Below are 23,564 nucleotides of genomic sequence, written 5' to 3'. Positions count from 1 at the left end.
ATGGCTTATACTAACAAAACTTACGTCTGCTTTGATGCAGATAGCGACATTCATTACTACAGACTTATGACAGCTTGGAAAGAAAATGACAAAATTGAATTTAATTTCTACAACGCGCATGAAATAAATAATTTGCGTGATGGAAGCTCAGAAACAACAATAAAAGCAAAACTTAGAGAACGTTTGCAAAACACGAAAGTACTTGTCGTTCTTATTGGAAAAAAAAGTGCTAATCTATACAAATATGTTCGCTGGGAAATCGAATGGGCAATTGAAAATAATATCCCAATTGTTGCAGTAAATCTTAATGGAACAAAGCAAATGGATCCATTATATTGTCCTCCGATTTTAAAAGATAAGCTCGCAATTCATATTTCATTTGGACAAAAAATTATGGATCATGCTTTAAATAATTGGCCAGCCAGTCATTTATCTCACAGAAAAGCAAATGAAACTGGACCGTATTCTTATAAAGACAGTTTATATTTTAGCCTTTAAGCAACACTCTTGGAACGCTCGCGTTAGCAATTGAGCATAAAAAAAAGAGATCTTAAAATTAAGATCTCTTTTTTATTTAATATACGTTTAAAAACGTTATTTCCCGTTCAATAATTTCTCCAAATACTCCACTTTATCTTTTTCAGCTTGCACCAAACGTTCGTAAAGTTCAACAACTTTATCTAAAGGATTAAAAGTACAATTGCAATTGTAAATTGCACTTTGATCTTGAAAAGTATTTCCAATAATATTAAAAACCGCTTCTTCCGAAAAGTTTTTAATTGCTTCAACAGAAACTCCAAGAGCATTTGCGATCTCAATAAGTTTTTGTTCATCTACAGTTTCGCTGTTTTCAATAGCCGAAATTGTCTGCTGATTTGTTCCTATAGCCTGTGCCAGTGCTTCCTGTTTCATATCTTTAAGCTCTCTGATACGGCTTATATTTCTGCCGATATGTTTTGGTTTTATTGCTGTACTCATAATTCAAAGATATTTAAAATTCTTAAACGAAAATTAATTTCGGTAAAAAACAAAACTGTTTTTGTAAGATACGCTTTTTATTATTAATATAAACTACTGTTTATCAAACTTACAATTAAATAAACCAATATTTGCGCACAATATTAAAATCAATTGCCTCCAGCTTTAGCTGGGGGTTTTGTTTTGCACAATAAAAGGCTTTAGCCAAAATACACAAAAGATTAGGCTAAAGCCATTTTCTACTCTAACTTTGTCCCTCCAGCTAAAGCCGGAGGCAATTCAATTTTTATAAAACACAGTCCTCCTGCTCCACAAAGTGTTCTTTATCAAGAATCGTAGTCGCTGCGCGAAGTCTCCCGACTTCGCATACTATAACTATAAATTTTGCAGCTTTTTTCATAAAAATAAATTTCATTATTAGATTTCTATAAGTGAAATCATTAAGTTTGAACTAAATAAAATAAGTTATTTTTATCCCTGTTTATATTTTGTTTTTTGGCCCCCATAAAACATCAAAAATAAATTAATGATGAAATTAATTACAAAAGCAAAAAAAGGTGAATACCCTGAATATGCCGAAATGTATATGAAACTATTATCTGATGATGGCTTGATTTTAAAACATCTAAAAGATAATTTTTTGATGATAAAAGACTTCATATATTCTTTACCCAAAGAAAAATTATTACATCGTTATGAAGAAAGTAAATGGAGTATTAAAGAAATATTAGTGCATATCATTGATGACGAGAGAATTTTTTCTTATCGCGCATTGAGATTTGCAAGAAATGAAAAACTAAACTTAATTGGGTTTGACCAGGATTCTTATGCTATTTATTCTGGAGCAGATAAACGGGATTTAGATAATATTTTTGAAGAATATGAAGCTGTAAGAAATTCTACAATTGCCCTTTTTAATGGACTTCCCGAAGAAGCATTTGACAGAATGGGACATGGTACCGGGACTGCGAATGATGCAACCGTCAGAGCATTGGCTTATCATATTGCAGGACACGAACTTCATCATTTTAATTTTATCAAAGAAAACTATTTGTAGAAAAGAAATCTAAAACCAATCAAAATGAAAAAAAATATTTTTTATATTTTATTGCTATTTATAATAAGTTTTTCGAGTATTGCTCAACATTCTTTAAATAGAATCTGGATAACTGATAGTATTTTGCCAATTCCTGAATCGGTATTATATGACAAAACAGATCAGATTTTATACACCTCTTTAATGGATGGCTCACCGGCTGAACGTGACGGAAAAGGAAGCATAGGAAAATTAGCTCCCGACGGGAAAATCATTAATTTAAATTGGATACAAGGTTTAAATGCTCCAAAAGGCATTGCAAAATTCAAGAATAAGTTATTTGTAGCCGACCTTACAGAAATTGTAATTATAGATATAAAACAACAAAAAATACTAAAAAAAATAACCGTTGATGATGCCAAAATATTAAATGATGTAACTATTGATAAAAAAGGAATTGTTTATGTGTCTGATCCAAAAGTTGGTAAGATTTTCAAACTAGAAAATGATATTGCAACTGTTTATTTAGAAAACCTAAACAAGCCAAATGGTCTAAAATTTATCGATAATAATTTGTATTTTTTAGACAATGGATCATTATACAAAATAAATGATAAAAAGACTAAACAACTTTTGGCAGAAGGCATGGATGAAAATACAGATGGTATTGAGCCGATAGCAGACAATGAGTTTATTGTGAGTTGCTGGACTGGAATTGTTTATTATGTAAATAAAGATGGCACAAAAGAAATTCTTTCGGATACCAGAAAAGAGGAATATTACTCAGCGGATATAGGACTCGACAATGAGAAAAAAATAGTCTATGTGCCTTCTCTTTTCAAAAAAACCATAGCAGCATATTCACTTAGATAAAACAATAATAAAAGTCTGTCTTTCCTTTTAAACTATCTATTTTAAAAACCACTTATTATAAACTAAAAGCTACAACTACAATTTTGCAGCTTTTTTTATCTTTGAAAAATCAATCTCAAGAATATATTACTCGTGATTACAAAAGCAACTTTACAAGACATTCCTGCATTAACAACCTTAATAAACTCAGCATACAGAGGAGAAACTTCTAAAAAAGGCTGGACAACCGAAGCCCATCTACTAGAAGGAAAAAGAACTGACGAACTGGAAATGACCCAAATTTTCCTTGATCCAAAAAATATGATTCTGAAATTTACGGAGAATGATAGAATTATTGGTTCGGTTTTATTGGTTGAAAAAGGACATCAATTGTATTTAGGAATGCTGACCGTTTCTCCTGAACTTCAAAATAGCGGAATCGGGAAAAAGCTTTTGGCTGAAGCCGAAATTCATGCTAAATCTCTTGGTTTGTCTGGTATTATTATGACGGTTATTTCGGTTCGTGAAGAACTTATTGCGTGGTACAAACGTCACGATTATGTTGATACGGGCGAAAGAGAACCATTCCCTCAAAGCGAAATTCATATTACAGTTTCAGAAGAACCTTTGGAGTTTATATTTCTAGAGAAAAAGATTTAAGTTTTTTTTGCCACGAAGGCACAAAGACGCTAAGTTTTTTTTTATAAGTGATGTAAGCTTATTTAAACAGGATTTAAGATGTATCTGGAAATTTGAAATCATATTAAAATATTCAATAAATGAACATACAGCTTTTACCTAAAAAAAGTAGTAAAGCTTCTATTTGGAGTGGCGGATTGACATATGAATATATGATATATCCAAAAACAGCAAACTATACTGATAGAGATTTTGTATTTAGAATAAGCAGTGCTGCAATAGAGAAAGTGCCTTCTGAGTTTACCAAATTTAAGGGCTATTACCGATACTTAGTTATGCTTGATAACTGCTTGGATATTGAGGTAAACAAAGAAAGAAAAATATATGAGAAGTATGAAATCATGGAATTTAATTCAGATGATAAAGTGACTTCTTATACAAATGGTATGGATTTTAATTGGATGGTTTCTGAAAAAATAAGCCATCATAAACTGGAAATAACAAATAGTAATCAGAATTGTAATGCTCAAATAATGATTTTATTTTCTTTACATACAACAATTATTAAAATTAATGAAAAAACATACGATCTGGAACCTTATGATTTATTAGTCATTGAAAATCAAAAAAAGGAAAACATAATGCTTCATTTTTCTAATGAATGCCTATTTGGGATATTGGATTTTTAATAGAATCGAAGTTGTTTTGCCCCGATGGCACAACGGTACAAAGTTTTTTTGAATCTAGCAAAGTTGCAGTAGCGCAAAGATTTTTCACGCAGATTTAAAAAGATTTAAGCAGATTTAAAAAGATCATTTATTAAATTAAATCTGCCTGAATCTGCAAAATCTGCGTGAAACAAAAATCATTTTTAATCCTTTTATCCCGATAGCCATCGGGAGTGGCTAAAAATCTTATGTTAGACGCACTGCAGTGCGTCTCTACAGAAAACCTTTGAACCTTTATTACTCTGTACCTTTGAACCTTTAAAATTAAGAAACCCTTCTCTTAATCTTTGATAAAAACTCGTGCGAAACGCCCAAATATGATGAAAGATTTTTATTGTTTATGGTCTGGACTTTTTGCGGGTAACGATCTTTAAAATCTAAATAACGCTGTTTTGATGTTTTATTCAAAACATCTAACAGTCTTTGCTGGATAGCCACATTAGCACTCTCAATCATTAAAACATGAAACTGAATAAGTTTGGGAACTTCTGCAAATAACTGCGCTTTTTGGGTTTTATTTATAACCAAAATTTCGCTGTCTTCGATGGCCCTAATATTATAAGTCGTTGGCTTTTGATGATAAAAACTTTCCAGGTCACACATCCATTCATTTTCGAAAGAAAAGAAAATCACACTTTCTGTTCCGTTTTCATTTAAAATATAAGTTTTAAATGAACCTTTTAAAATAAACCCTTCATAACTGTTGTTCGAATCCTGAATTTGAAGAAACTGATTCTTTTTGAGTTTAATAAGTTCAGCTTTTGAAACAATAATATTCCATTCTTCATCAGTGAGCGGGATCTTTCGCTCAATGTTTTTTCTTAGTAGGTTGTACATGCTTGTGGTTTTTTGTTGGAAATAAATTTGTTTTTTCAATTCACTATCTATTAGGGGTTTAGAAAATGTAATCGATTACGTAAAAGTACACTATTTATGCATTTTTGTAAATTAACAACTGTTAAAAAAACGAATTTCACAGAAATTTTTACAAAAGTTTGAACTTGTTCAACTTTTTTCCTGCAAATTATAGTCAGATTTGTGTTGTTAAACTTTATTAATAACCAAACCTTAATTATGAAACTACAATCAACACTCTCAATGTTTTTACTAACATTGACTTTCGGTTTTACGGCATGTAACACTGAAGAAATTGCTTCCCCAAATGAAGAAGCAAGTATCAAAACAACAAATGAAGTTCAGTCAGGTTCGACGAATTTAACTGCAAAAATTGGGAACTGCTCTGAAGTTCCGGGATGGGCTTCTCAAAACGGAAGTACAACCGGTGGTGGTTCTTCGGCTGAAACTACTGTTACTACTTATGCTCAATTAAAATCTGCTATCGAAAACAGCTCAGTAAAAGTCATCAAAGTTTCCGGAACTATTACAGTTACCACAAGGTTGTCATTTCAGGATCAAACCGGTAAAACAATTTATGGTGCGAGCGGTGCAAAACTGGTTTCGACTAACCAGACTAAAGATGCTTCTGGTATTATCAGTATCAAAAGATGTAAAAACCTGATCATCAGAAATCTTATTTTTGAAGGTCCGGGAGCTTACGATACTGATGGGTGGGACAATGCAGTTTTGGACGACTGCCAAAATGTATGGGTTGACCACTGCGAATTTAGAGATGGTGTTGACGGAAACTTCGACATCAAAAACAAGTCAGATTACATCACGGTTTCGTATACCAAATTTGGATACTTAAAACCACCAAAAGCTGGAGGTTCTGGCGGAACTGACGATCACAGATATTCAAACTTAATTGGTTCAAGTGATGGTGCTACTGCAGATCGCGGAAAATTGAGAATTACTTTTGCAAGATGCTGGTGGGCTCCCGGATGCAGAGAAAGAATGCCAAGAGTTCGTTTTGGAAAAGTACATTTGGTTAATAACTTCTACAACAGTACTGTGAGCAACAAATGTGTTGCTGCTGGTTTTGAAGCTGATATTCGTGTAGAAAGCAACGTTTTTGAAGGTGTAAAAACACCTATCGAATTAATGAGCGGCTATACTGCTGTTACCGCAGCTGATAACGTTTTCACGAATACAACCGGAAATCAAGCCGGAAGCGGTACTGCTTTTACCCCGCCATATTCTATTATAAAACTTAGCAAAACAGCTGTTAAAGCAGATATTTCGGCTAATGCAGGAGCAACTTTAGGCGGTAATACCTGCGGTTCGTTTTAAAAAATGAGTTAGTTTAGTTTTTATTTTTTAAACCATATAAGTGATATAAGTTATTTAAGTTTTGAGCTTAAATTATAATTTATAGTTCTTATATGGTTTTTTATTTAATTGCTGAATTCACTATTTTTTATATACTTTGCGGCTTCGTGTCTTTGCGAGATTATTTTTTAAGATAAGAAAACCTATGTCCCTTTGCTCCTCTGAACCTTTGAACCTCTTTAAAGAATTAATTCTTCAAACAATCTCTGAATCGTTTTCTCTAAATCTAAACACATCCCCGGATGAGGTCTTGAAGTTTGTATTGCCGAACTTCTAATTGCGGTTAACCAGCGAAAACGGGACGGAATATCCATTTCGGCAATTGGGCCGCCGTCTTTGGCTCCGTTTGCGATTTTCTCCAGTGATGTTAGATTGCATTCTAATTGTTCGATATCAAAATCGTTTGAAAGAGCTTGAATCCTGGTTTGATCCAGATGAAAAAGCACTTTTATAAATTTGGCTTTTTTGCAAAACAAAATGATTCCGATATTCAGGAATTCTTCGCGTTCTACCCTTGGCACAACACGAATCACAGCATATTCGTATAAGTGATTATCTTGCATTTTGAGCCTGATTTACAAATATTTCTGAATTATCTAATCTCGTCTTTAAAAACTGTAAATAAACGTTTCGCAAGTTTTCCGGTGTTTCATCTGCATCTTCCCACTGCAGCCATTCCAGCGGAATTGTATTTACAATTTCTTCTAAAATTTCTAACGTTAAAATCCCTTTAAATTCGGCATCGACTTCTTTTAAAAGTGAAGCCTGCGGCAGTAAAACATGGTCTTTTATCAATGCAAACGGACTTTTAGCATGCTGTTCCCAATTGTTCCAGGAATGATGAAAATACAAACATGCCCCGTGATCAATTAACCATAATTCTTTATGCCAGATCAGCATATTTGTATTTTTGAAAGTGCGGTCAACATTTGTAATATAGGCATCCAGCCAAACAATCTGCGAAGCTAATTTTGCATCGACAGTTGTTACAACGGGATCAAAAGTTATGGCACCTGACAAAAAATGAAGTGCCAGATTTAACCCCTGGCTTCCCTGCAGTAAATCCTGAATTTCTTCATCGGCTTCTGTTCTTCCAAAGGCTTCGTCGAGATTAGCAAATACTAATTCCGGAAGCTGTAATTTTAAGGCTCTTGCTATTTGTCCGCCAACTAATTCGGCTATAAGGGCTTTTACGCCGTGTCCGGCACCTCTAAATTTTAATACGTATTTAAAATCGTCATCGGCTTCTGCCAAAGCGGGTAAAGAACCGCCTTCGCGCAGCGGCGTTATATAACGCATGACATTTACCGTTCTGAGATCGAAGTTGTTTTTCATAAATACAAACTTACGATTTTTGATTTTAGATTGTAGAGGGTAGATTTTAGATTTTTTTCTAGTTGCTTTGCTTTTTAAAGCTCGCAAAGATTCATCGCTATTTTTGTCATCCTGAGGAACGAAGGATCGCACCAGAAGCTCGACAAAGATTGGCGATTTAATTTGTGGTTACTGTGTGTAGTTCTAGTGCGATCCTTCGTTCCTCAGGATGACAAACTGGATGTTGTGCTCTAACAATAAAGCCTTTGCGTTCCTTCGACTTCGCTCAGGATGACAAAAATGAGGAGCACCACTTTGCGAACTTTGCGAAAAAAAACTTTGCGAGCTTTGCGTTAAAATTACTTTTCTAAACTCAAAAATGCTTTCCCTAAATTCTTGATTATATCTGAGGCTATAAAAGATTCGTAACCAGTTTTTCGTAAAGCAATATCTGCTGTTAATCCATGAAGATAGACTCCGAATTTTGAGGCGTATTTGGGTTCGTAGCCTTGCGCCAGGAGACTCGTGAGGATTCCGGTTAAAGTGTCGCCGCTTCCTGCTGTTGCTAAAGCTGCGTTTCCGCTTGTATTTTCGTAGACAGAATTTCTGTTTATAGTGAATGTTGGTGCGCCTTTCATGACTACAATAACTTTATACTTTTCTGAAAAGGCGATTGTTTTTTGAAATTTTTCAGATTCTGAATTCCATTTTCCAATCAAGCGTTCTAATTCTTTTGGATGTGGTGTCAGAATAGTATCTTCGGGAACTAATTCCAGCCAGGATAAATTTTCAGAAATAATATTTAAGGCATCGGCATCTAAAACTAATGGCGCTTTGTTAACTCTTAAAAATTCAAATAAGGCTTTTTGTGTTCCGAGTTCCTTCCCTATTCCCGGTCCAATTCCAACTGCTTGTGGAATCAATGGCAGATGAATATTTGTAATAAAATTTATGCTTTCATCAGTAACAGTCATTACTTCGGGAATTGAAATTTGAAGAATTTGATAACCGCATTTTGGTATAAAAGTAGTAACGAGACCGCACCCAGATTTTAAACAGGATTTTGAAGCCAGAACGGCTGCCCCTATTTTTCCATAACTTCCGGCGATAATCACAGCATGGCCCTGAATTCCCTTATGTGTATGAGGGTTTACTGGTTTATAAATTCTTACTATTTCTTCTTTTGTAATTAAATATGGAGATTTCATTTGACAGCTTTTGTTGGTACTTTTATTTTTAAACACATAGTCGATAGTTTTTTTTACCGAGAGAGGCGTTTCACTTGTTAAAACAAACACAGACTGGATGTGGAAAATATGATTTTTATAAATATAAACCATTTAATTAAATTGGCTTCTTTATACTCTAAAATTACATAAAAAATCGAAAGTGCAGATGTTTATTGTTACCGTTGAGTCCTAGCCCTGATAGCAGCGGCATCCTTTTGCTTTTTTCTTTAAAAAGCAAAAGATATAGCGGATAGCAGGAAATAGCTCCTAATCGTTGCGAAATTTATAATTTAGACTACTAAAATTTGATATTTTTTGAATAAATTTGCGACTCAATTTTATAAAACAACACAATGAAAAATACTGCGCTTACGCACATACATGAGAGTTTGGGAGCGAAAATGCTGCCTTTTGCGGGTTATAATATGCCTATTACATACGAAGGTGTAAATGCTGAACATGAAACGGTTCGTAATAGTGTGGGCGTTTTTGACGTTTCGCATATGGGTGAATTTTTGCTAACGGGGCCAAATGCTTTGACTTTGATTCAAAAAGTGACTTCAAACGATGCTTCAATTTTGACTATTGGCAGAGCGCAATATTCTTGTCTGCCAAATAATGAAGGTGGAATTGTAGACGATTTGATTGTTTATAAAATGAAAGAAGAACAATATTTGCTTGTTGTAAATGCTTCAAATATTGAAAAAGACTGGAACTGGATTTCATCGCACAATGACTTGGGTGTTGAGATGAAAAACCTTTCTGATGATTATTCGTTGTTGGCGATTCAGGGGCCAAAAGCTGTTGAGGCTATGCAGGCTTTGTCGTCTATAGATTTATCTACTATACCTTATTACCATTTTGAAGTTGGTGATTTTGCAGGAATTGAACATGTAATTATTTCTGCAACAGGATATACTGGTTCTGGCGGATTTGAAATTTATTGCAAAAACAGCGAAGTAGAACAAGTTTGGAACAAAGTTTTTGAAGCTGGTGCAGCTTTCGGCATTAAACCAATTGGTCTTGCTGCACGTGATACTTTACGTCTTGAAATGGGTTTTTGTTTGTACGGAAATGATATTAATGATACTACTTCTCCGCTTGAAGCCGGTTTAGGATGGATTACTAAATTTACTAAAGATTTTACAAACTCTGAGGCTCTTAAAAAACAAAAGGAAGCTGGTGTTACCAGAAAATTAATTGCTTTTGAAATGCAGGAACGAGCGGTGCCAAGACATGATTACGAAATTGTAGATGGTTCTGGGGCAGTAATTGGAATTGTAACTTCTGGAACAATGTCTCCATCTATGAATAAAGGAATTGGTTTAGGATATGTTACTGTTCCTAACAGCACTGTTGATAGTGATATTTTTATCAGAATCAGAAAAAATGATGTTCCTGCTAAAGTGGTAAAATTGCCTTTTTACAAGAAATAATTAAAAATATAAATATTGTGAAATGCATTACTATAATTGGTAATGCATTTTTTTTTGCCGCAGATTAAAATGATTGTACGGATTAATCCTTCAAATCTTTTAATCCGCGGCATCTTCTTTGTAATTTATATGTAAGATTATTTAGAAAAAATATAAATCTTTTTCAAAAAATTAGCGTAACTTTAATATAAATGTTGACATTTCACCTATGAACAAATTTTTGTCGTTATTTTTTCTGTTTACCACTTTCCTATTTAGTCAAAATAGCGCCGAGACATGCGAAATTCTCAACAAAATAAATGCTGTTATTCAAACAGAACATTTACGTCCAAAACCTGTTGATGACAGTTTATCAGTTTTTGTTTTTGATAATTTAATCAATGAATTGGATCCTTCAAGAAACATTTTCTTTAAAAGCGAATACGATGAAATGTCGGCAAAATATCGTTATAATTTAGATGATTTGATTCTTCAAAATGACTGCAGTTTTTTGACTGATATTACTGCGAGATATATAAACGGATTAATTAGAACCAAAGAAGTACTTGAAAAAATCCAGTCGACTGCATTTGATTACACAAAGAAAGATACTATTAGATTCTACAAAAAATCCTTTCCTTTTTATTTAAAGAAAGAAGATTTAGAGAAAGTATGGCGCAAAAAACTGCGCTATCAAATTCTGGATGATATCGCTGAAACCAGTAGTAATCTGGATTCTATTAAAACCAATTTCACTTCTATTGAAACAAAATCCAGAAAATTAATTCTGTCGAATGAAATTTGTCGTATCAACACACTTTTAGAAACTAAAACGAAACAAGACGAAAACCTTTATAATTTCTTTTGTACTTATTTTGATCCACATACCGCTTATTTTAGCGACGATTCTAAATCGAGTTTTGTAGCTTCATTATCAAAAGAACATTTGTCATTGGGAATGACGGTAAATCTTAATGAAAAAAATGAAATTATTGTTCACGAAATAGACCCAAATGGTCCGGCATATCAAACAGGGCAGATTAAAAAGGGAGATCAGATCATTTCTGTTTCAAATCATAAAGAAACACTTCAGGTTTCCTGCGCTTCGTTAGAATCTATTTCTACAATGATTTTATCTGAAGCCAATAGAAGTCTTACGCTTACGCTGAAAAGAAACTCGGGCAAAAATTTTGACGTTCACATTGAGAAACAAGTAATGAAAGATGAAGAAAATTCGGTTTTCAGTTTTATAATTGGTAAAGAAAGTAAAATTGGCTATATAAAAATTCCAAGTTTCTATGCTGATTTAGATGGAAACAGCCGAAAAGGCTGTGCCGATGATGTTGCCCGTGAAGTCATTAAACTCGAAAGAGATAATATTAAAGGTTTAGTTATTGACTTAATTGACAATGGCGGCGGCTCGATGGAAGAAGCTATAAAAATGGCTGGAATGTTTGTTGATTATGGACCAATTTCGATTGTAATTGATCACAGTAAAGAAAAATCAGTAATAAATGATCCTTATAAAGGTATGATTTACAGAGGTCCAATTGTGATTTTAATGAACAGCAATACGGCTTCTGCAAGTGAATTTTTCTCTTCGATAATGCAGGATTACAATCGTGCGCTTTTGTTAGGAAGCAATACACTTGGAAAAGCTACTATGCAGACGATTCTTTCGCTTGACGAAAATAAAAATACTGATTTCCTGAAAATTACTATCAATAAATTCTACAGGGTTACCGGAAAAAGTCATCAATATATTGGGGTTACACCAGATGTAATTTTACCTGAGTTTTATGAAGATGTTTATCAAAAAGAAAGTGATTTTCCCACTGCTATGAAAAACGACAGTATTGAATCGCTCTTAAAATACAGACCCTACGTAAAACGCAGCTTAATTGATAAACTGGCTAAAAACAGTTCTTTAAGATTGGCTGATAATTTTTATTTTAATGATATTAAAAAGATCAATCTAAAAATAGATCAATTGGTAAATACGCCAAAAGCAGAGATTCCGATGACTTTGGATGCGGTTTTTAAACAAAAGAAAATCGTAAATTCTCTTTGGACAGAGATCAATACTTTTAATGACGAAAATAATCCGCTGGATGTTTACAATTCTTCTGTAAATCAGTTTTTATTAGGCGCTTATCCTAACGATAAAACGATTAATCAATACCAAATGGATAATTTAAAAACAAATCCTTACCTCAACGAAGCGGTGAATATTATTAATGACTTTAATTTTTCGAAATAAAGATTTTTGTTTCAAGTTTTTTTGTTTCAGGTTTCAAGTTTCACCGCAATGATCGCAAAGTTGTGCCAACTTGAAACATGAAACCTAAAACTTGAAACAAATAAAAAAAATTAAAATTTTGATTTTGGATAAATAAGGAATAACCTTTATTTTTGCATCACAAAACTAAAAATTAGAAATGGGAAGAGCGTTCGAATTTAGAAAAGGAAGAAAAATGAAACGTTGGTCAGCAATGGCCAAAACATTTACCAGAATTGGTAAAGACATCGTTATGGCTGTTAAAGAAGGCGGCCCTAACCCTGACGCCAATTCTAGATTAAGAGCTGTTATACAAAACGCTAAAGCGGCTAACATGCCAAAAGACAATGTTGAGCGCGCGATTAAAAATGCCAGTAATAAGGATACTGCCAACTATAAAGAAATTTTATTTGAAGGATATGCTCCTCACGGAATTGCAATTTTGATCGAAACTGCATCTGATAATAATAACAGAACTGTAGCAAACATTCGCAGTTATTTTAACAAATGCAACGGTACAATGGGAACTCAGGGTTCTGTTGAATTTATGTTTGATCATACTTGTAATTTCAGAATTGCAAATAATGGTCTTGATGCCGAGGAATTAGAACTTGAATTAATTGATTTTGGTGCTGAAGAAGTTTTTGAAGATGAAGACGGAATCTTAATTTATGCTCCTTTTGGAAGCTTTGGTGCTTTGCAAAAAGAACTAGAAAACAGAGGTTTAGAAATTTTATCTTCTGGTTTTGAGCGTATTCCGCAAATCACAAAAGAATTAACCGAAGCTCAAATCGCTGACGTTGAGAAACTAATCGAAAAAATCGAAGAAGATGATGATGTTATGAACGTTTATCATACTATGAAAGAGGAATAATATTTTTCTTTTAATAAAAAATTTAAAAGCTCTGATTTTTTTCAGGGCTTTTTTGTTTTGTTAAAATTTATGCAGAAAAAAGCAAAATATTATAAAAAGTAAAATAAACTATTATATTTGCCGCAATCAGATCATAATTCCTTTAAACAAAAACAAATATGCAAACATCAAAATACACAAGATTTGCCGTAATTATTCTGGTAATCTTATTTGTAGTGCTTAGTGTAATAAGCTAATAAAAAATCAAAAGAGGCTGTCTCAAAATCGAGACAACCTCTTTTTTATTCGGATACCTATCGGAGAAATTTTCCATTTACGCGATTCTCAACGGCTTGATTTTACTTTTGAGACAGCCTCTTTTTTTTATAGAAAATATAAAATTACTTTTTTGGTGTGTTTGTTACTTTGATCAAATACGTTCCTTCTGGCAAATCGCCAATATTAGAAGCGTTTGCCCCTATTATTTTTTGACCCTGAGAGAAAACCTCAACATTTTTACTGCTTTTAGCAGTTTCGGCAGAAGGTGCTGCAGCTGGTAATTTTACAGGTGCTGCGGCAGCTTTTTTTCCCGGACTTGAAACTGGTACTGGCGGGGCTGCCACTGTTTTAGCCGGCTTTGAACTGGTATAAGACTCCATAACCTGTTCATCTGTCATGGCAACCGTATACAATTTAATGTCGTCAATATCGGCATTGATACTTGCAGCCGCATTTAATTTTCCGATACTTAAAATATAACCTTTCGTCGAACGCGAAATTCCCTCGGCAGCTTTTAGTAATTCACCATTACGATAAATTTTTGAAATATTGCCATCGTAAGTAATGCTGTACATGTACCAAATATCTTTTGAAAGCGGTACAAAAGCAGCAACATCATTTCCTGGTCCCCATCCCGCAAGATTTACCTCAGAATTACCTCCGGCTGATGCTTGCTGTACGAATCCGAAATATTGCGTATTTGCCGCAGTACCATAACCTAAAACATAATTGGCTGCAGTTACGGCATTAAATTTAACCCAAATAGATATTGTTCTTGGCTTATTTCCCTGCGGAAGGTCGCCTACAACGGCCTGAAAAGCTTTATTAGAAAGCCGCAAAGCCCCTTTAGCAGTCCCCATTCTGTCATTTACAAAAACTGGGGTTCCTAAAAAGGAAATGGTATTATCTGCACTGTTTAAATTTCCGTTGAAATTAAATTCCTGAACCGGATTTTGCGAATTAGCATTTAAAAAACTTACAAACATTAAAGTGAGTAATATTTTTTTCATAGTTTATATAGATTTTTTACTGGATATCTTTTTATGATAAATCTTTATTTGACAACAAATTTGAACAGCTAAATCCAACTATTACAAATTTTTGAATATTTTTTTTATAAATTTTGTTAAAAATATAATTTTAATTCAGCATAAACAAACAAATCTTACACACAAATACAGAATTCTCACAAAATATAAAAAAATATGGGCGTAACCGGCAAAAAAAAGCCTTATGAATTCAAAAGGCTTTTTCCCTAATTCAAAAAAACTAATTGCTGCTAAACAATATTAAAAAACTAACTATTAAAAAAATTAATTAAATGGCCTTATTTTGAAGTTATTTTTTTTGCAGGTGCACTCGTAATTCTTAATAAATATGTTCCTTCAGGAAGATCGTTAATAGTCATTGAATTATCCCCTACTACTTTTTGTCCTTGCGAATACACTTCTATATTTTTGCTTCCCATATTTACATCTTTACTTACAATTATATTGCTTGATGTAGTTTTTGCCGCAGTTTTAGATTTTATGGCAGCACCTTTTGCTTTAGGAGCTGCTGTAATTTCTGCAGCAACTATTAAAGGTTTAGAACTATTATAAGACTCCGCTGCCTGTTCATCAGTCAAAGCTACATCATAGATTTTTAAATCATCCACATCAGCATTTATACCAACTGTTGTATTTATTTCACCTAATCTAAAAATAGTACCTTTTGTAGAACGTTTTAAACCGCTTATGTATTTTAACAACTCTCCGTTACGGTACATTTTAGAAACTGTTCCATCAAAAGTTATCGTATATTGATACCAAACACCTTTTGCTATTGGAGTCGAAACAATAAGATCATTTGCAGCGCCCCAGCCAGCCAGACTTAAATCTGAATTAGAAGAGACTGTCGACTGCTGCAGCAAACCAAAATATTGAGCATTATAGGCTGAACCATAACCCCAGATATAATTTGCCGATGCTATATCATTAAATTTAATCCAAATGCTAACAGTTCTCGCTTTATTGCCTTGCGGCAGATCATCTACAACGGCTTCCAGTGCTTTATTATTTAATCTTTGAGCATTTCCGGCAGCTCCAGATCTATCGGGTACAAAATCATTTGTTCCCATAAAAGAAATTGTATTAGATTCATTATTTAAAGTCCCATTGAAATTAAACTCCTGAATTGGATTTTGAGCAGTCGCATTTAAACAACTTACAAACATTACTGAGAGTAGAAATTTTTTCATAATAGCAGAATTTAGGGTTATAAATAAAGTGTTTCATTTATACAGAGCTAAACTATACTATTATGTTTTTCGTCGGAAATTTTTTCGTTAACATACCTAAATAATCGTTAAAATAACCAAAACTGATGATTTTTTACATAAAATTAGTTTTAATTATACTACTAAAACAATTCTTAAAATTATAAATTAACCTCAATTACAATTAAAATATCTTACGTATAAATACGGTATATTCAAACAAAACAAAATAATTAACATTTAGGAATTTTATGTTTCAAAGTAATATTATCCTATTATACTGAATCTTTAAATAACGTAAAAGTTCACATAAAAAAACTCCATTCGCAGAACGAATGGAGTTTAATATTTTTAAAAATAGTTATTATTTTACAAATTCAATTTTTTGAGTTTCTTCTTCATTAACACTGTCAAAGAATCCTTGTTCGTTCATCCACTCATCACTAAATACTTTACTCATATAACGTGAACCGTGATCAGGGAAGATTGCAATAATGTTGCTGTCTTTTGTAAACTCTCCTTCTTCTGCATACTGTTTAATTGCCTGCATTACTGCTCCAGATGTATATCCAACAAATAAACCTTCTTTACGAGTGATTTCTCTTGCTGAATGGGCACTTTCTTCATCGGTAACTTTCATAAACTTATCGATGATATCAAAATCTGTTGCCGAAGGAATTAAATTTTTACCTAAACCTTCAATACGATATGGATAAATTTCTTTATTATCAAATTCTCTTGTTTCGTGGTATTTTTTCAATACTGATCCAAAAGCATCTACTCCTAAGATTCTAATATTTGGATTTTGCTCTTTTAAGAATTTTGCTGTTCCGGAAATTGTTCCTCCGGTTCCGCTGCAAGCAATAAGATGTGTGATTTGTCCTTTTGTTTGTTCCCAAATTTCGGGACCAGTAGTATTGTAATGGGCATCAATATTTAGCTGATTGAAATATTGATTGATATAAACTGAACCCTTTGTTTCTTCGTGTAATCGTTTTGCTACATTGTAGTATGATCTTTCATCATCTGCAGAAACGTGAGCCGGACAGACATAAACTTTTGCACCTAAGCTTCGCAGCATGTCAATTTTATCCTTGGATGATTTTGAACTCACGGCCAAAATACAATTGTAACCTTTTATAATGCTTACCATTGCTAAACTAAAACCTGTATTACCTGATGTAGTTTCTATAATGGTATCGCCTGGTGATAATATTCCTTTTCTTTCGGCTTCTTCAATAATATATAACGCTATTCTATCTTTTGAGGAATGACCTGGATTAAAAGCTTCTACCTTTGCGTAGAAATTTCCTTCTAACTCTTCGGTGATTTTATTTAGTTTAATAAGCGGGGTATTACCTATTAATTCTAAAACATTATTATAAGCGTTTATTTCTTCTTTCATAAAAAAATAGTTAATCAAAGGTATTTTTTAAGCACCTTGACAGGTTGCAAATTTAACAAAAAAAATCTAATTAGCTTTTAATTTTTTCTAAATCTAATAAAAAACTAAATTCTTTTGCTAAATCTTTTAAAGCTTCGAAACGTCCTGAAGCCCCGCCATGTCCGGCATCCATATTCGTATCTAAAAACAATTGATTATTATTTGTCTTTAAATCTCTTAATTTAGCCACCCATTTAGCTGGTTCCCAGTATTGTACTTGAGAATCATGCAATCCTGTAGACACATACATATTAGGATATTTTTGTGCTTTTACGTTGTCATAAGGTGAATACGACAACATATAATCGTAATACTTTTTATTGTTTGGGTTTCCCCATTCGTCATACTCTCCGGTTGTAAGCGGAATACTATCATCCAGCATTGTTGTAATAACATCTACAAATGGTACTTGCGCTATAACACCGTTGTACAACTCTGGTGCTTCATTTACGATCACCCCCATTAAAAGTCCTCCTGCAGATCCACCTTCAGCATAAAGATGTTCTGGCGAAGTATATTTTTCGTCTATTACAAATTTAGAGCAATCGATGAAATCTGTAAAGGTATTTTTCTTTTTTAACAGTTTCCCGTCTTCATACCATTGTCTTCCTAAATCTTCTCCACCTCTAATATGGGCAATTGCATAGACAAAACCACGGTCTAGCAACGAGAGCCTTGTCGAAGAAAAATAAGTATCCATTGTAATTCCGTATGAACCATAAGCATAAAGAAGTAAGGGATTTTTACCATTTTTCTGCATTCCTTTTTTATAAATCATCGAAATTGGCACTCTTACACCGTCTCTTGCTGTTGCCCAAACTCGTTCTTCGACATAATTTTCTTTATCAAATTTTCCGCCTAAAACCTGTTGTTCTTTTAAGATTACTTTGGTTTTAGTTTTCATATTAAAATCAATTACAGATGACGGCGTGGCAAGCGATTGATAGCTGTAACGCAGAATATCGGTATCGAAATCAATATTTGTTGTAGTAAAAGCATTGTATGTTTCGCTTCCAAAAGGCAGGTAATAATCCGGCTCATCATTCCAAGGCATAATTCGGATATGATTTAAACCATTCGAGCGTTCTTCTATAACTAAAAAGTTTTTAAATATCTCGATCTCTTCCAACAAAACATCTTCCCTATGCGGAATAACATCAACCCAGTTTTTTTTGCCCGTTTTATTTTCAGGCGTTTTCATCAGCTTGAAATTGGTTGCTTTGTCTTTATTAGTTAAGATATAAAATGAATCTTCATAATGAGAAATGCTGTATTCTAAACCACGAACACGGGGCTGAAATACCTCAAATTCTCCATCCGGATTATCTGAATTTAGTATTCTGTATTCTGTGGTTAAAGTACTCGATGAACCAATTACAATATATTTCTTTGATTTTTCTTTACTTATCGAAACATTAAAAGTATCATCTATTTCGTCATAAACTAAAACATCATTTTTAGAATCTGTGTTTAATTTATGTCTGAAAATCTTGTCAGCTCTTAAAGTTACTTCATCCTGTTTGGTATAAAAAATAGTTTTATTATCATTTGCCCAGACAGATCCTCCTGTTGCATTTTCGATTTTATCTGATAGAATTTCTCCTGTTTCAAGATTCTTAATTTGAATGGTATAAATCCTTCTTCCAACAATATCAGTTCCAAAACTGGCAAATTTATTATCAGGGCTTATACTCAACCCTCCTAATTTAAAATAAGCATGGCTTTTTGCCAATTCGTTACAGTTGAACAAAATTTCTTCTTCTGCTGAAAGGCTTCCTTTTTTTCTTGAAAAAATTGGATAATCCTGTCCTGTTTCAAAACGTGTAATATAAAAATATCCGTTGTAGAAATAAGGAACTGATGAATCATCTTCTTTAATTCTTCCTTTCATTTCTTCATACAAAGATTCCTGAAAACCTTTTGTATGAACTGTCATTTTTTGGTAATATTCGTTTTCTTTATTCAGATAATCAATAACTTCTGGGTTTTCTCTGTCATTCAGCCAAAAATAATTATCGATTCGGGTTTCTTTGTGTTTTTTTAATGTTTTTGGAATTTCCTTAGCCTTTGGAGCTTGTATATTTTCTTGCATTGATTGAGCATTTGTTTTTAAATACGAAGGAGCAAAAGTAGTACAAACGCAACAGAACAAAATTAATTTTTTCATAAAATATTCTATTGATTTAATAAAGCAATATACTAATTTTGTCTGAAATAATTTAAAAATCAACAAAAAATGGATTTAATGGGAATGATGGGGAAACTTAAAGAAACCCAGCAGAAAATTGAAGATACAAAGAAACGCCTTGACACTGTTTTAATTGACGAACAAAGCGCTGACGGATTATTAAAAATTACAATTACTGCCAATAGAAAAATAAAATCAATCTCTGTTGATGATTCTCTTTTAGAAGATAAAGAACAACTGGAAGATTATTTAATTGTAACACTAAACAAAGCCATCGAAAGAGCTACAAGCGTAAACGAAAGTGAACTTGATGCTGTAGCAAAAATGGATATGCCGATGATTCCGGGAATGGATAATTTGTTTAAATAAAGAGACAAAGGTTCAGAGTTACAAAGAGACAAAGGTTAAAAAAAAAGGAGGCTGTCTCAAAAGTAAAATCAAGCTGTTGAGAATCGCGTAAATGGGAAATTTCTCCGATAGGTATCCGAATAAAAAAGAGGTTGTCTCGACTTTTGAGACAGTCTCCTTTTTTTAGGTACGACAAAGAAAACCTTTGTCTCTTTGTAACTCTGAACCTTTGTCCCTCTTTCCTAAATCTTCGAAAACATCTCTAAAACATACGTATGCATTACTTCTTTATAATCTAAATGGGTAACGATTCTTAGTTTGTTATGTCCTAAGGAACTTATTAAAATATTTTTTTGTTTTAATTTTTCAATCAAAAGCTGATCACTATAACCTTCGGCCAATGAAAAAATCAAAATATTTGTTTCTACGGGTTCTACAGATGCAATCCAGGATTTTGTACTTAAAATTGCCCCTATTTCTTTTGCTCTGCGATGATCTTCTGCAAGACGTTCAATATTGTTAGCCAGTGCGTATAATCCCGCTGCGGCTAAATAACCCACCTGACGCATTCCGCCGCCTAGTATTTTTCTGATTCTTAATGCTCGGTGAATATCTGCTTTGCTTCCCAATAAAACGGAACCAATTGGCGCGCCTAAACCTTTTGATAAACAAACCGAAATAGTATCGAAAATGGCCCCAAATTCCTTCGGGTTTTGTCTTTTGGCAACCAATGCGTTCCAAATTCTGGCTCCATCCAAATGAAACTTCAAATTATTAGCATCACAGACTTTTTTTATTTCTCTTAAATCTTCTAATTCATAACAAGCTCCGCCGCCTTTATTGGTCGTATTTTCAACACAAACCAAACTCGTCAGCGGACTATGATAAAATTCAGGATCATTAATCGCTGCTGCCACCTGTACCGCATTTATCATTCCCCGATCTCCATCCAGCAAACAGCACGAAACGCCGCTGTTAAAGGAAACTCCACCCCCTTCATAATGAAAAACGTGAGCATATTTATCGGCAATTAATTGTTCACCGGGCTGTGTATGCAGTTTTATTGCAGTTTGATTCGCCATAGTTCCCGACGGAAAAAAAAGTCCAGCTTCCATACCAAAAAAATCGGCTATTCTTGTCTCTAATTCGATAACCGTAGGATCTTGTTTGTATACGTCGTCTCCAACCTGAGCGTTAAACATATACTGCAGCATCTCGTATGAAGGTTTGGTAATGGTATCGCTAATTAAATTTATTTCCATATAAAAACTATATCTTTTTTGGACAGCAAAATTACATATTACTGTTTGTTATTAATCCCAAGTTTTAATAAATTTTAACTTGTGAATTACTTAGAACCAAATTAACGTAATATTTATAAAAAACATATAAAACTAGCATTAATAATTCGAAAATTGATTTCTTGCTTTAAGAAACAATTGTGTCTGCTAAAAAAAGTCTTTTAGGGTTTGTACTTTTTGCACAACAATTTAATGCTGAATTCTAAAAACTAAATCTTATTTTTGCAGAACGAAATTACACATTAGTTTTTTTTACCCAGCCTAATGTAATATCAACAAAAAACATCTAAAAAAACAAGTTATTAATTTATGACAACAGCCGAACAAGTAAAAGGTATTGTGGAGCGCCTTGGTGCGTTGAGGAGGTATCTTTGACGTTGATGCCAAGCTAATCGAAATCGCAAACGAAGAAGAAAAAACTTTTGCACCAGATTTTTGGAACAATCCAAAAGAAGCCGAAAATATTGTAAAAAATCTTCGAAACAAGAAAAAATGGATTGAAGATTATGATAAAGCTGTAGGTCTTACAGATGAACTACAGCTGGCTTATGATTTTTATAAAGAAGGAGAACTTTCGACAGAGGAGTTAGATGAACAATACACCATAACTCAATCTCATATAGAAAACATCGAATTCAAAAACATGCTTTCTGACGAAGGCGATAGTTTAAGTGCAGTGGTTCAGATTACTGCCGGAGCCGGCGGAACAGAAAGCTGTGACTGGGCAGGAATGCTGATGCGTATGTACATGATGTGGGGAGAAAGTTATGGATATAAAATAAAAGAACTTAACTTTCAGGAAGGTGATGTTGCCGGTATTAAAACCGTAACTTTAGAGTTTGAAGGCGATTATTCCTTTGGATACTTAAAAGGAGAAAATGGCGTTCACCGTTTGGTTAGAATATCTCCTTTTGACAGTAATGCCAAACGTCATACTTCATTTGTATCTGTTTATGTTTATCCGCTTGTTGATGACAGTATCGAAATTGACATTAATCCAGCTGATATCGAAATTACAACCTCTCGTTCGAGTGGTGCCGGAGGACAGAACGTAAATAAAGTGGAGACGAAAGTACAATTAGTTCACAAACCAACCGGAATCCAGATTCAGTGTTCTGAAACGAGATCTCAGCAAGATAACAGACAGCGTGCTATGCAGATGCTTCGTTCTCAATTATATGAAATTGAATTAAAGAAACAACAAGCACAGCGTGCCGATATCGAAGCCGGAAAAATGAAAATTGAATGGGGTTCGCAGATTCGTAATTATGTAATGCAGCCTTATAAATTAGTTAAAGACGTTCGTACAGGTTATGAAACCAGTGATGTTGATGGTGTAATGAACGGAAATATAGATGCCTTCTTAAAAGCCTATTTAATGATGATGGGACAAAAAGAGGAGGAATAAGTCACAGTGTTCAGTTTTTAGTATTCAGTCTCAGTTTACAGTAAACTTGAAACGTGAAACATGAAACCTCAAACTAAAAAGAAAAGATCATGATAAAATGGGCAGATGTAATTCATTTTACAAATAAAGGAAATCCGGCTCCTGAAAAAAGAGTGGAGAAAACAGAAGAAGAATGGAAACAGCTTTTAACTCCGGAAGAATATCAGGTAACACGTTTAAAAGGAACCGAAAGATCTTTTAGTTCTGAATTATGCAGTTTATTTGATCCCGGTATTTATGAGTGTAAATGCTGTGGAACCGTTCTTTTTGATGCAGGCGAAAAATTTGAATCCGGAACTGGCTGGCCATCATTTACGCAGCCTATTAAAGAAAATGCGATTGGTTATCATGCCGACAAATCATACGGAATGATTCGCGTTGAGGTTGTATGCAATGTGTGCGATGCGCATTTAGGTCATGTTTTTCCTGACGGGCCGCCGCCAAGTGGTTTACGATACTGCATTAATGCTGTTTCATTATCAAAAATTAAAGAATAAATTCATGAAGCGATTCCTTTTAAAAGTGAATCGCTTTTTTTATCTGAATAACTTAACAAAACAAATGTAAGTTACTGCTTACCAATAAAATAATTTATTTTATCGAAAGTAATTTTTAAGATAATTCGCCTAAAAACATAATCTTCACAAATCAATTTATTAAAAAACACGCAAAAATTTAATATTTAAAATGTTAATTTTGTAATATTTATACTTCTATTTTAAATATTTATTAAGAAATGCAAAAAAAAT

Annotated in this window: 22 protein-coding genes; 12 read left to right on the top strand and 10 right to left on the bottom strand. The window is 33.3% G+C overall.

The genetic code is table 11. From position 1 onward, the window contains the following. Positions 1–498 carry a TIR domain-containing protein gene (locus tag LUU93_RS17580; RefSeq protein WP_232682472.1) on the top strand — a complete coding sequence of 166 codons (498 nt, stop codon included), beginning with the start codon at positions 1–3 and terminating at the stop codon, positions 496–498. Positions 499–594: 96 nt separating this feature from the next. Here LUU93_RS17580 and LUU93_RS17575 read toward each other — a convergent pair whose 3' ends face one another. Continuing rightward, a complete protein-coding gene (locus LUU93_RS17575) occupies positions 595–978 on the bottom strand; it encodes a helix-turn-helix domain-containing protein (RefSeq protein ID WP_232682471.1) in 384 nt (127 codons plus the stop codon). A gap of 526 nt (positions 979–1,504) precedes the next feature. On the opposite strand from LUU93_RS17575, the gene LUU93_RS17570 reads away from it, so the two are divergent. The 4 genes from LUU93_RS17570 (at position 1,505) to LUU93_RS17555 (ending at position 4,194) form a co-directional block, all read left to right on the top strand. Further along, positions 1,505–2,035 carry a DinB family protein gene (locus tag LUU93_RS17570; protein ID WP_232682470.1) on the top strand — a complete coding sequence of 177 codons (531 nt, stop codon included), beginning with the start codon at positions 1,505–1,507 and terminating at the stop codon, positions 2,033–2,035. Between the two features lie 24 nt (positions 2,036–2,059). Further along, a complete protein-coding gene (locus LUU93_RS17565) occupies positions 2,060–2,887 on the top strand; it encodes an SMP-30/gluconolactonase/LRE family protein (RefSeq protein ID WP_232682469.1) in 828 nt (275 codons plus the stop codon). A 132-nt stretch (positions 2,888–3,019) separates the two neighbouring features. Next, on the top strand, positions 3,020–3,526 hold the full coding sequence (locus tag LUU93_RS17560) for a GNAT family N-acetyltransferase (RefSeq protein ID WP_232682468.1): 507 nt from the start codon (positions 3,020–3,022) through the stop codon (positions 3,524–3,526). Positions 3,527–3,645: 119 nt separating this feature from the next. Further along, complete coding sequence (locus tag LUU93_RS17555; protein ID WP_232682467.1) at positions 3,646–4,194, top strand: HutD family protein; 549 nt, start codon at positions 3,646–3,648, stop codon at positions 4,192–4,194. Positions 4,195–4,497: 303 nt separating this feature from the next. On the opposite strand, the gene LUU93_RS17550 is transcribed toward LUU93_RS17555, so the two are convergent. Beyond that, on the bottom strand, positions 4,498–5,070 hold the full coding sequence (locus LUU93_RS17550) for a Crp/Fnr family transcriptional regulator (protein WP_232682466.1): 573 nt from the start codon (positions 5,068–5,070) through the stop codon (positions 4,498–4,500). 237 nt (positions 5,071–5,307) lie between these two features. On the opposite strand from LUU93_RS17550, the gene LUU93_RS17545 reads away from it, so the two are divergent. After that, entirely contained in the window at positions 5,308–6,423 is a 1,116-nt protein-coding gene (locus LUU93_RS17545; protein ID WP_232682465.1) for a pectate lyase family protein, read from the top strand. Positions 6,424–6,641: 218 nt separating this feature from the next. Here the strand turns inward: LUU93_RS17545 and LUU93_RS17540 are convergent, their stop codons facing one another. The 3 genes from LUU93_RS17540 to LUU93_RS17530 all read right to left on the bottom strand — a co-directional run bounded on the left by LUU93_RS17540 (position 6,642) and on the right by LUU93_RS17530 (position 8,984). After that, positions 6,642–7,025 carry a DUF3037 domain-containing protein gene (locus tag LUU93_RS17540; RefSeq protein ID WP_232682464.1) on the bottom strand — a complete coding sequence of 128 codons (384 nt, stop codon included), beginning with the start codon at positions 7,023–7,025 and terminating at the stop codon, positions 6,642–6,644. Continuing rightward, positions 7,015–7,797, bottom strand: a complete 783-nt coding sequence (locus tag LUU93_RS17535) for a HipA family kinase (RefSeq protein ID WP_232682463.1) — start codon at positions 7,795–7,797, stop codon at positions 7,015–7,017. Before LUU93_RS17535 ends, LUU93_RS17540 begins: the two co-directional genes overlap by 11 nt. Positions 7,798–8,135: 338 nt before the next feature. Continuing rightward, the gene (locus LUU93_RS17530; protein ID WP_232682462.1) at positions 8,136–8,984 is read right to left on the bottom strand and encodes an NAD(P)H-hydrate dehydratase; all 849 of its coding nucleotides are present in this window, start codon (positions 8,982–8,984) and stop codon (positions 8,136–8,138) included. Positions 8,985–9,358: 374 nt separating this feature from the next. Here LUU93_RS17530 and gcvT point away from each other — a divergent pair, with 374 nt between their 5' ends. The 3 genes from gcvT to LUU93_RS17515 all read left to right on the top strand — a co-directional run bounded on the left by gcvT (position 9,359) and on the right by LUU93_RS17515 (position 13,572). Further along, a complete protein-coding gene (gene gcvT, locus LUU93_RS17525) occupies positions 9,359–10,441 on the top strand; it encodes a glycine cleavage system aminomethyltransferase GcvT (protein WP_232682461.1) in 1,083 nt (360 codons plus the stop codon). Between the two features lie 208 nt (positions 10,442–10,649). Continuing rightward, positions 10,650–12,680 (top strand): S41 family peptidase, encoded by a 2,031-nt coding sequence (locus LUU93_RS17520; protein WP_232682460.1) that lies wholly within the window; start codon positions 10,650–10,652, stop codon positions 12,678–12,680. Positions 12,681–12,858: 178 nt separating this feature from the next. Further along, positions 12,859–13,572 carry a YebC/PmpR family DNA-binding transcriptional regulator gene (locus tag LUU93_RS17515; RefSeq protein ID WP_026729302.1) on the top strand — a complete coding sequence of 238 codons (714 nt, stop codon included), beginning with the start codon at positions 12,859–12,861 and terminating at the stop codon, positions 13,570–13,572. A 380-nt stretch (positions 13,573–13,952) separates the two neighbouring features. Here the strand turns inward: LUU93_RS17515 and LUU93_RS17510 are convergent, their stop codons facing one another. The 4 genes from LUU93_RS17510 to LUU93_RS17495 all read right to left on the bottom strand — a co-directional run bounded on the left by LUU93_RS17510 (position 13,953) and on the right by LUU93_RS17495 (position 19,698). Next, entirely contained in the window at positions 13,953–14,840 is an 888-nt protein-coding gene (locus LUU93_RS17510; RefSeq protein WP_232682459.1) for a LamG-like jellyroll fold domain-containing protein, read from the bottom strand. Positions 14,841–15,157: 317 nt separating this feature from the next. After that, positions 15,158–16,069 carry a LamG domain-containing protein gene (locus LUU93_RS17505; RefSeq protein WP_232682458.1) on the bottom strand — a complete coding sequence of 304 codons (912 nt, stop codon included), beginning with the start codon at positions 16,067–16,069 and terminating at the stop codon, positions 15,158–15,160. A 382-nt stretch (positions 16,070–16,451) separates the two neighbouring features. Continuing rightward, the gene (gene capA / locus LUU93_RS17500) at positions 16,452–17,492 is read right to left on the bottom strand and encodes a cysteate synthase (protein WP_232682457.1); all 1,041 of its coding nucleotides are present in this window, start codon (positions 17,490–17,492) and stop codon (positions 16,452–16,454) included. Positions 17,493–17,562: 70 nt separating this feature from the next. Beyond that, the gene (locus LUU93_RS17495) at positions 17,563–19,698 is read right to left on the bottom strand and encodes a S9 family peptidase (RefSeq protein WP_232682456.1); all 2,136 of its coding nucleotides are present in this window, start codon (positions 19,696–19,698) and stop codon (positions 17,563–17,565) included. Between the two features lie 69 nt (positions 19,699–19,767). Here LUU93_RS17495 and LUU93_RS17490 point away from each other — a divergent pair, with 69 nt between their 5' ends. After that, complete coding sequence (locus LUU93_RS17490) at positions 19,768–20,088, top strand: YbaB/EbfC family nucleoid-associated protein (RefSeq protein WP_053473588.1); 321 nt, start codon at positions 19,768–19,770, stop codon at positions 20,086–20,088. A 221-nt stretch (positions 20,089–20,309) separates the two neighbouring features. On the opposite strand, the gene LUU93_RS17485 is transcribed toward LUU93_RS17490, so the two are convergent. Then, the gene (locus tag LUU93_RS17485) at positions 20,310–21,329 is read right to left on the bottom strand and encodes a threonine aldolase family protein (RefSeq protein ID WP_232682455.1); all 1,020 of its coding nucleotides are present in this window, start codon (positions 21,327–21,329) and stop codon (positions 20,310–20,312) included. A gap of 348 nt (positions 21,330–21,677) precedes the next feature. Here LUU93_RS17485 and prfB point away from each other — a divergent pair. Together prfB and msrB are read left to right on the top strand one after the other, a co-directional pair. Beyond that, positions 21,678–22,776, top strand: a protein-coding gene (gene prfB, locus LUU93_RS17480) for a peptide chain release factor 2 (RefSeq protein WP_232682454.1) whose coding sequence is annotated in 2 segments (ribosomal slippage) — positions 21,678–21,740 and positions 21,742–22,776 — 1,098 coding nt in all. Because the reading frame shifts where the segments join, the coding sequence is not laid out codon by codon here. An 89-nt stretch (positions 22,777–22,865) separates the two neighbouring features. Then, a complete protein-coding gene (gene msrB / locus LUU93_RS17475; protein WP_232682453.1) occupies positions 22,866–23,312 on the top strand; it encodes a peptide-methionine (R)-S-oxide reductase MsrB in 447 nt (148 codons plus the stop codon). The last annotated feature ends 252 nt before the right edge of the window (positions 23,313–23,564 follow it).

The sequence above is a fragment of the Flavobacterium soyae genome (assembly GCF_021245985.1).
Lineage (GTDB): Bacteria > Bacteroidota > Bacteroidia > Flavobacteriales > Flavobacteriaceae > Flavobacterium > Flavobacterium soyae.
Note: the sequence above shows the minus strand (reverse complement) of the source record. Positions and strands in the feature narration are given on the sequence as shown.

Coding starts and splice junctions, on each gene's coding strand:
- LUU93_RS17580 (WP_232682472.1), top strand. CDS start 1: ATGGCTTATACTAACAAAACTTACGTCTGCTTTGATGCAGATAGCGAC.
- LUU93_RS17575 (WP_232682471.1), bottom strand. CDS start 978: ATGAGTACAGCAATAAAACCAAAACATATCGGCAGAAATATAAGCCGT.
- LUU93_RS17570 (WP_232682470.1), top strand. CDS start 1,505: ATGATGAAATTAATTACAAAAGCAAAAAAAGGTGAATACCCTGAATAT.
- LUU93_RS17565 (WP_232682469.1), top strand. CDS start 2,060: ATGAAAAAAAATATTTTTTATATTTTATTGCTATTTATAATAAGTTTT.
- LUU93_RS17555 (WP_232682467.1), top strand. CDS start 3,646: ATGAACATACAGCTTTTACCTAAAAAAAGTAGTAAAGCTTCTATTTGG.
- LUU93_RS17550 (WP_232682466.1), bottom strand. CDS start 5,070: ATGTACAACCTACTAAGAAAAAACATTGAGCGAAAGATCCCGCTCACT.
- LUU93_RS17545 (WP_232682465.1), top strand. CDS start 5,308: ATGAAACTACAATCAACACTCTCAATGTTTTTACTAACATTGACTTTC.
- LUU93_RS17540 (WP_232682464.1), bottom strand. CDS start 7,025: ATGCAAGATAATCACTTATACGAATATGCTGTGATTCGTGTTGTGCCA.
- LUU93_RS17535 (WP_232682463.1), bottom strand. CDS start 7,797: ATGAAAAACAACTTCGATCTCAGAACGGTAAATGTCATGCGTTATATA.
- LUU93_RS17530 (WP_232682462.1), bottom strand. CDS start 8,984: ATGAAATCTCCATATTTAATTACAAAAGAAGAAATAGTAAGAATTTAT.
- gcvT (WP_232682461.1), top strand. CDS start 9,359: ATGAAAAATACTGCGCTTACGCACATACATGAGAGTTTGGGAGCGAAA.
- LUU93_RS17520 (WP_232682460.1), top strand. CDS start 10,650: ATGAACAAATTTTTGTCGTTATTTTTTCTGTTTACCACTTTCCTATTT.
- LUU93_RS17515 (WP_026729302.1), top strand. CDS start 12,859: ATGGGAAGAGCGTTCGAATTTAGAAAAGGAAGAAAAATGAAACGTTGG.
- LUU93_RS17510 (WP_232682459.1), bottom strand. CDS start 14,840: ATGAAAAAAATATTACTCACTTTAATGTTTGTAAGTTTTTTAAATGCT.
- LUU93_RS17505 (WP_232682458.1), bottom strand. CDS start 16,069: ATGAAAAAATTTCTACTCTCAGTAATGTTTGTAAGTTGTTTAAATGCG.
- capA (WP_232682457.1), bottom strand. CDS start 17,492: ATGAAAGAAGAAATAAACGCTTATAATAATGTTTTAGAATTAATAGGT.
- LUU93_RS17495 (WP_232682456.1), bottom strand. CDS start 19,698: ATGAAAAAATTAATTTTGTTCTGTTGCGTTTGTACTACTTTTGCTCCT.
- LUU93_RS17490 (WP_053473588.1), top strand. CDS start 19,768: ATGGATTTAATGGGAATGATGGGGAAACTTAAAGAAACCCAGCAGAAA.
- LUU93_RS17485 (WP_232682455.1), bottom strand. CDS start 21,329: ATGGAAATAAATTTAATTAGCGATACCATTACCAAACCTTCATACGAG.
- msrB (WP_232682453.1), top strand. CDS start 22,866: ATGATAAAATGGGCAGATGTAATTCATTTTACAAATAAAGGAAATCCG.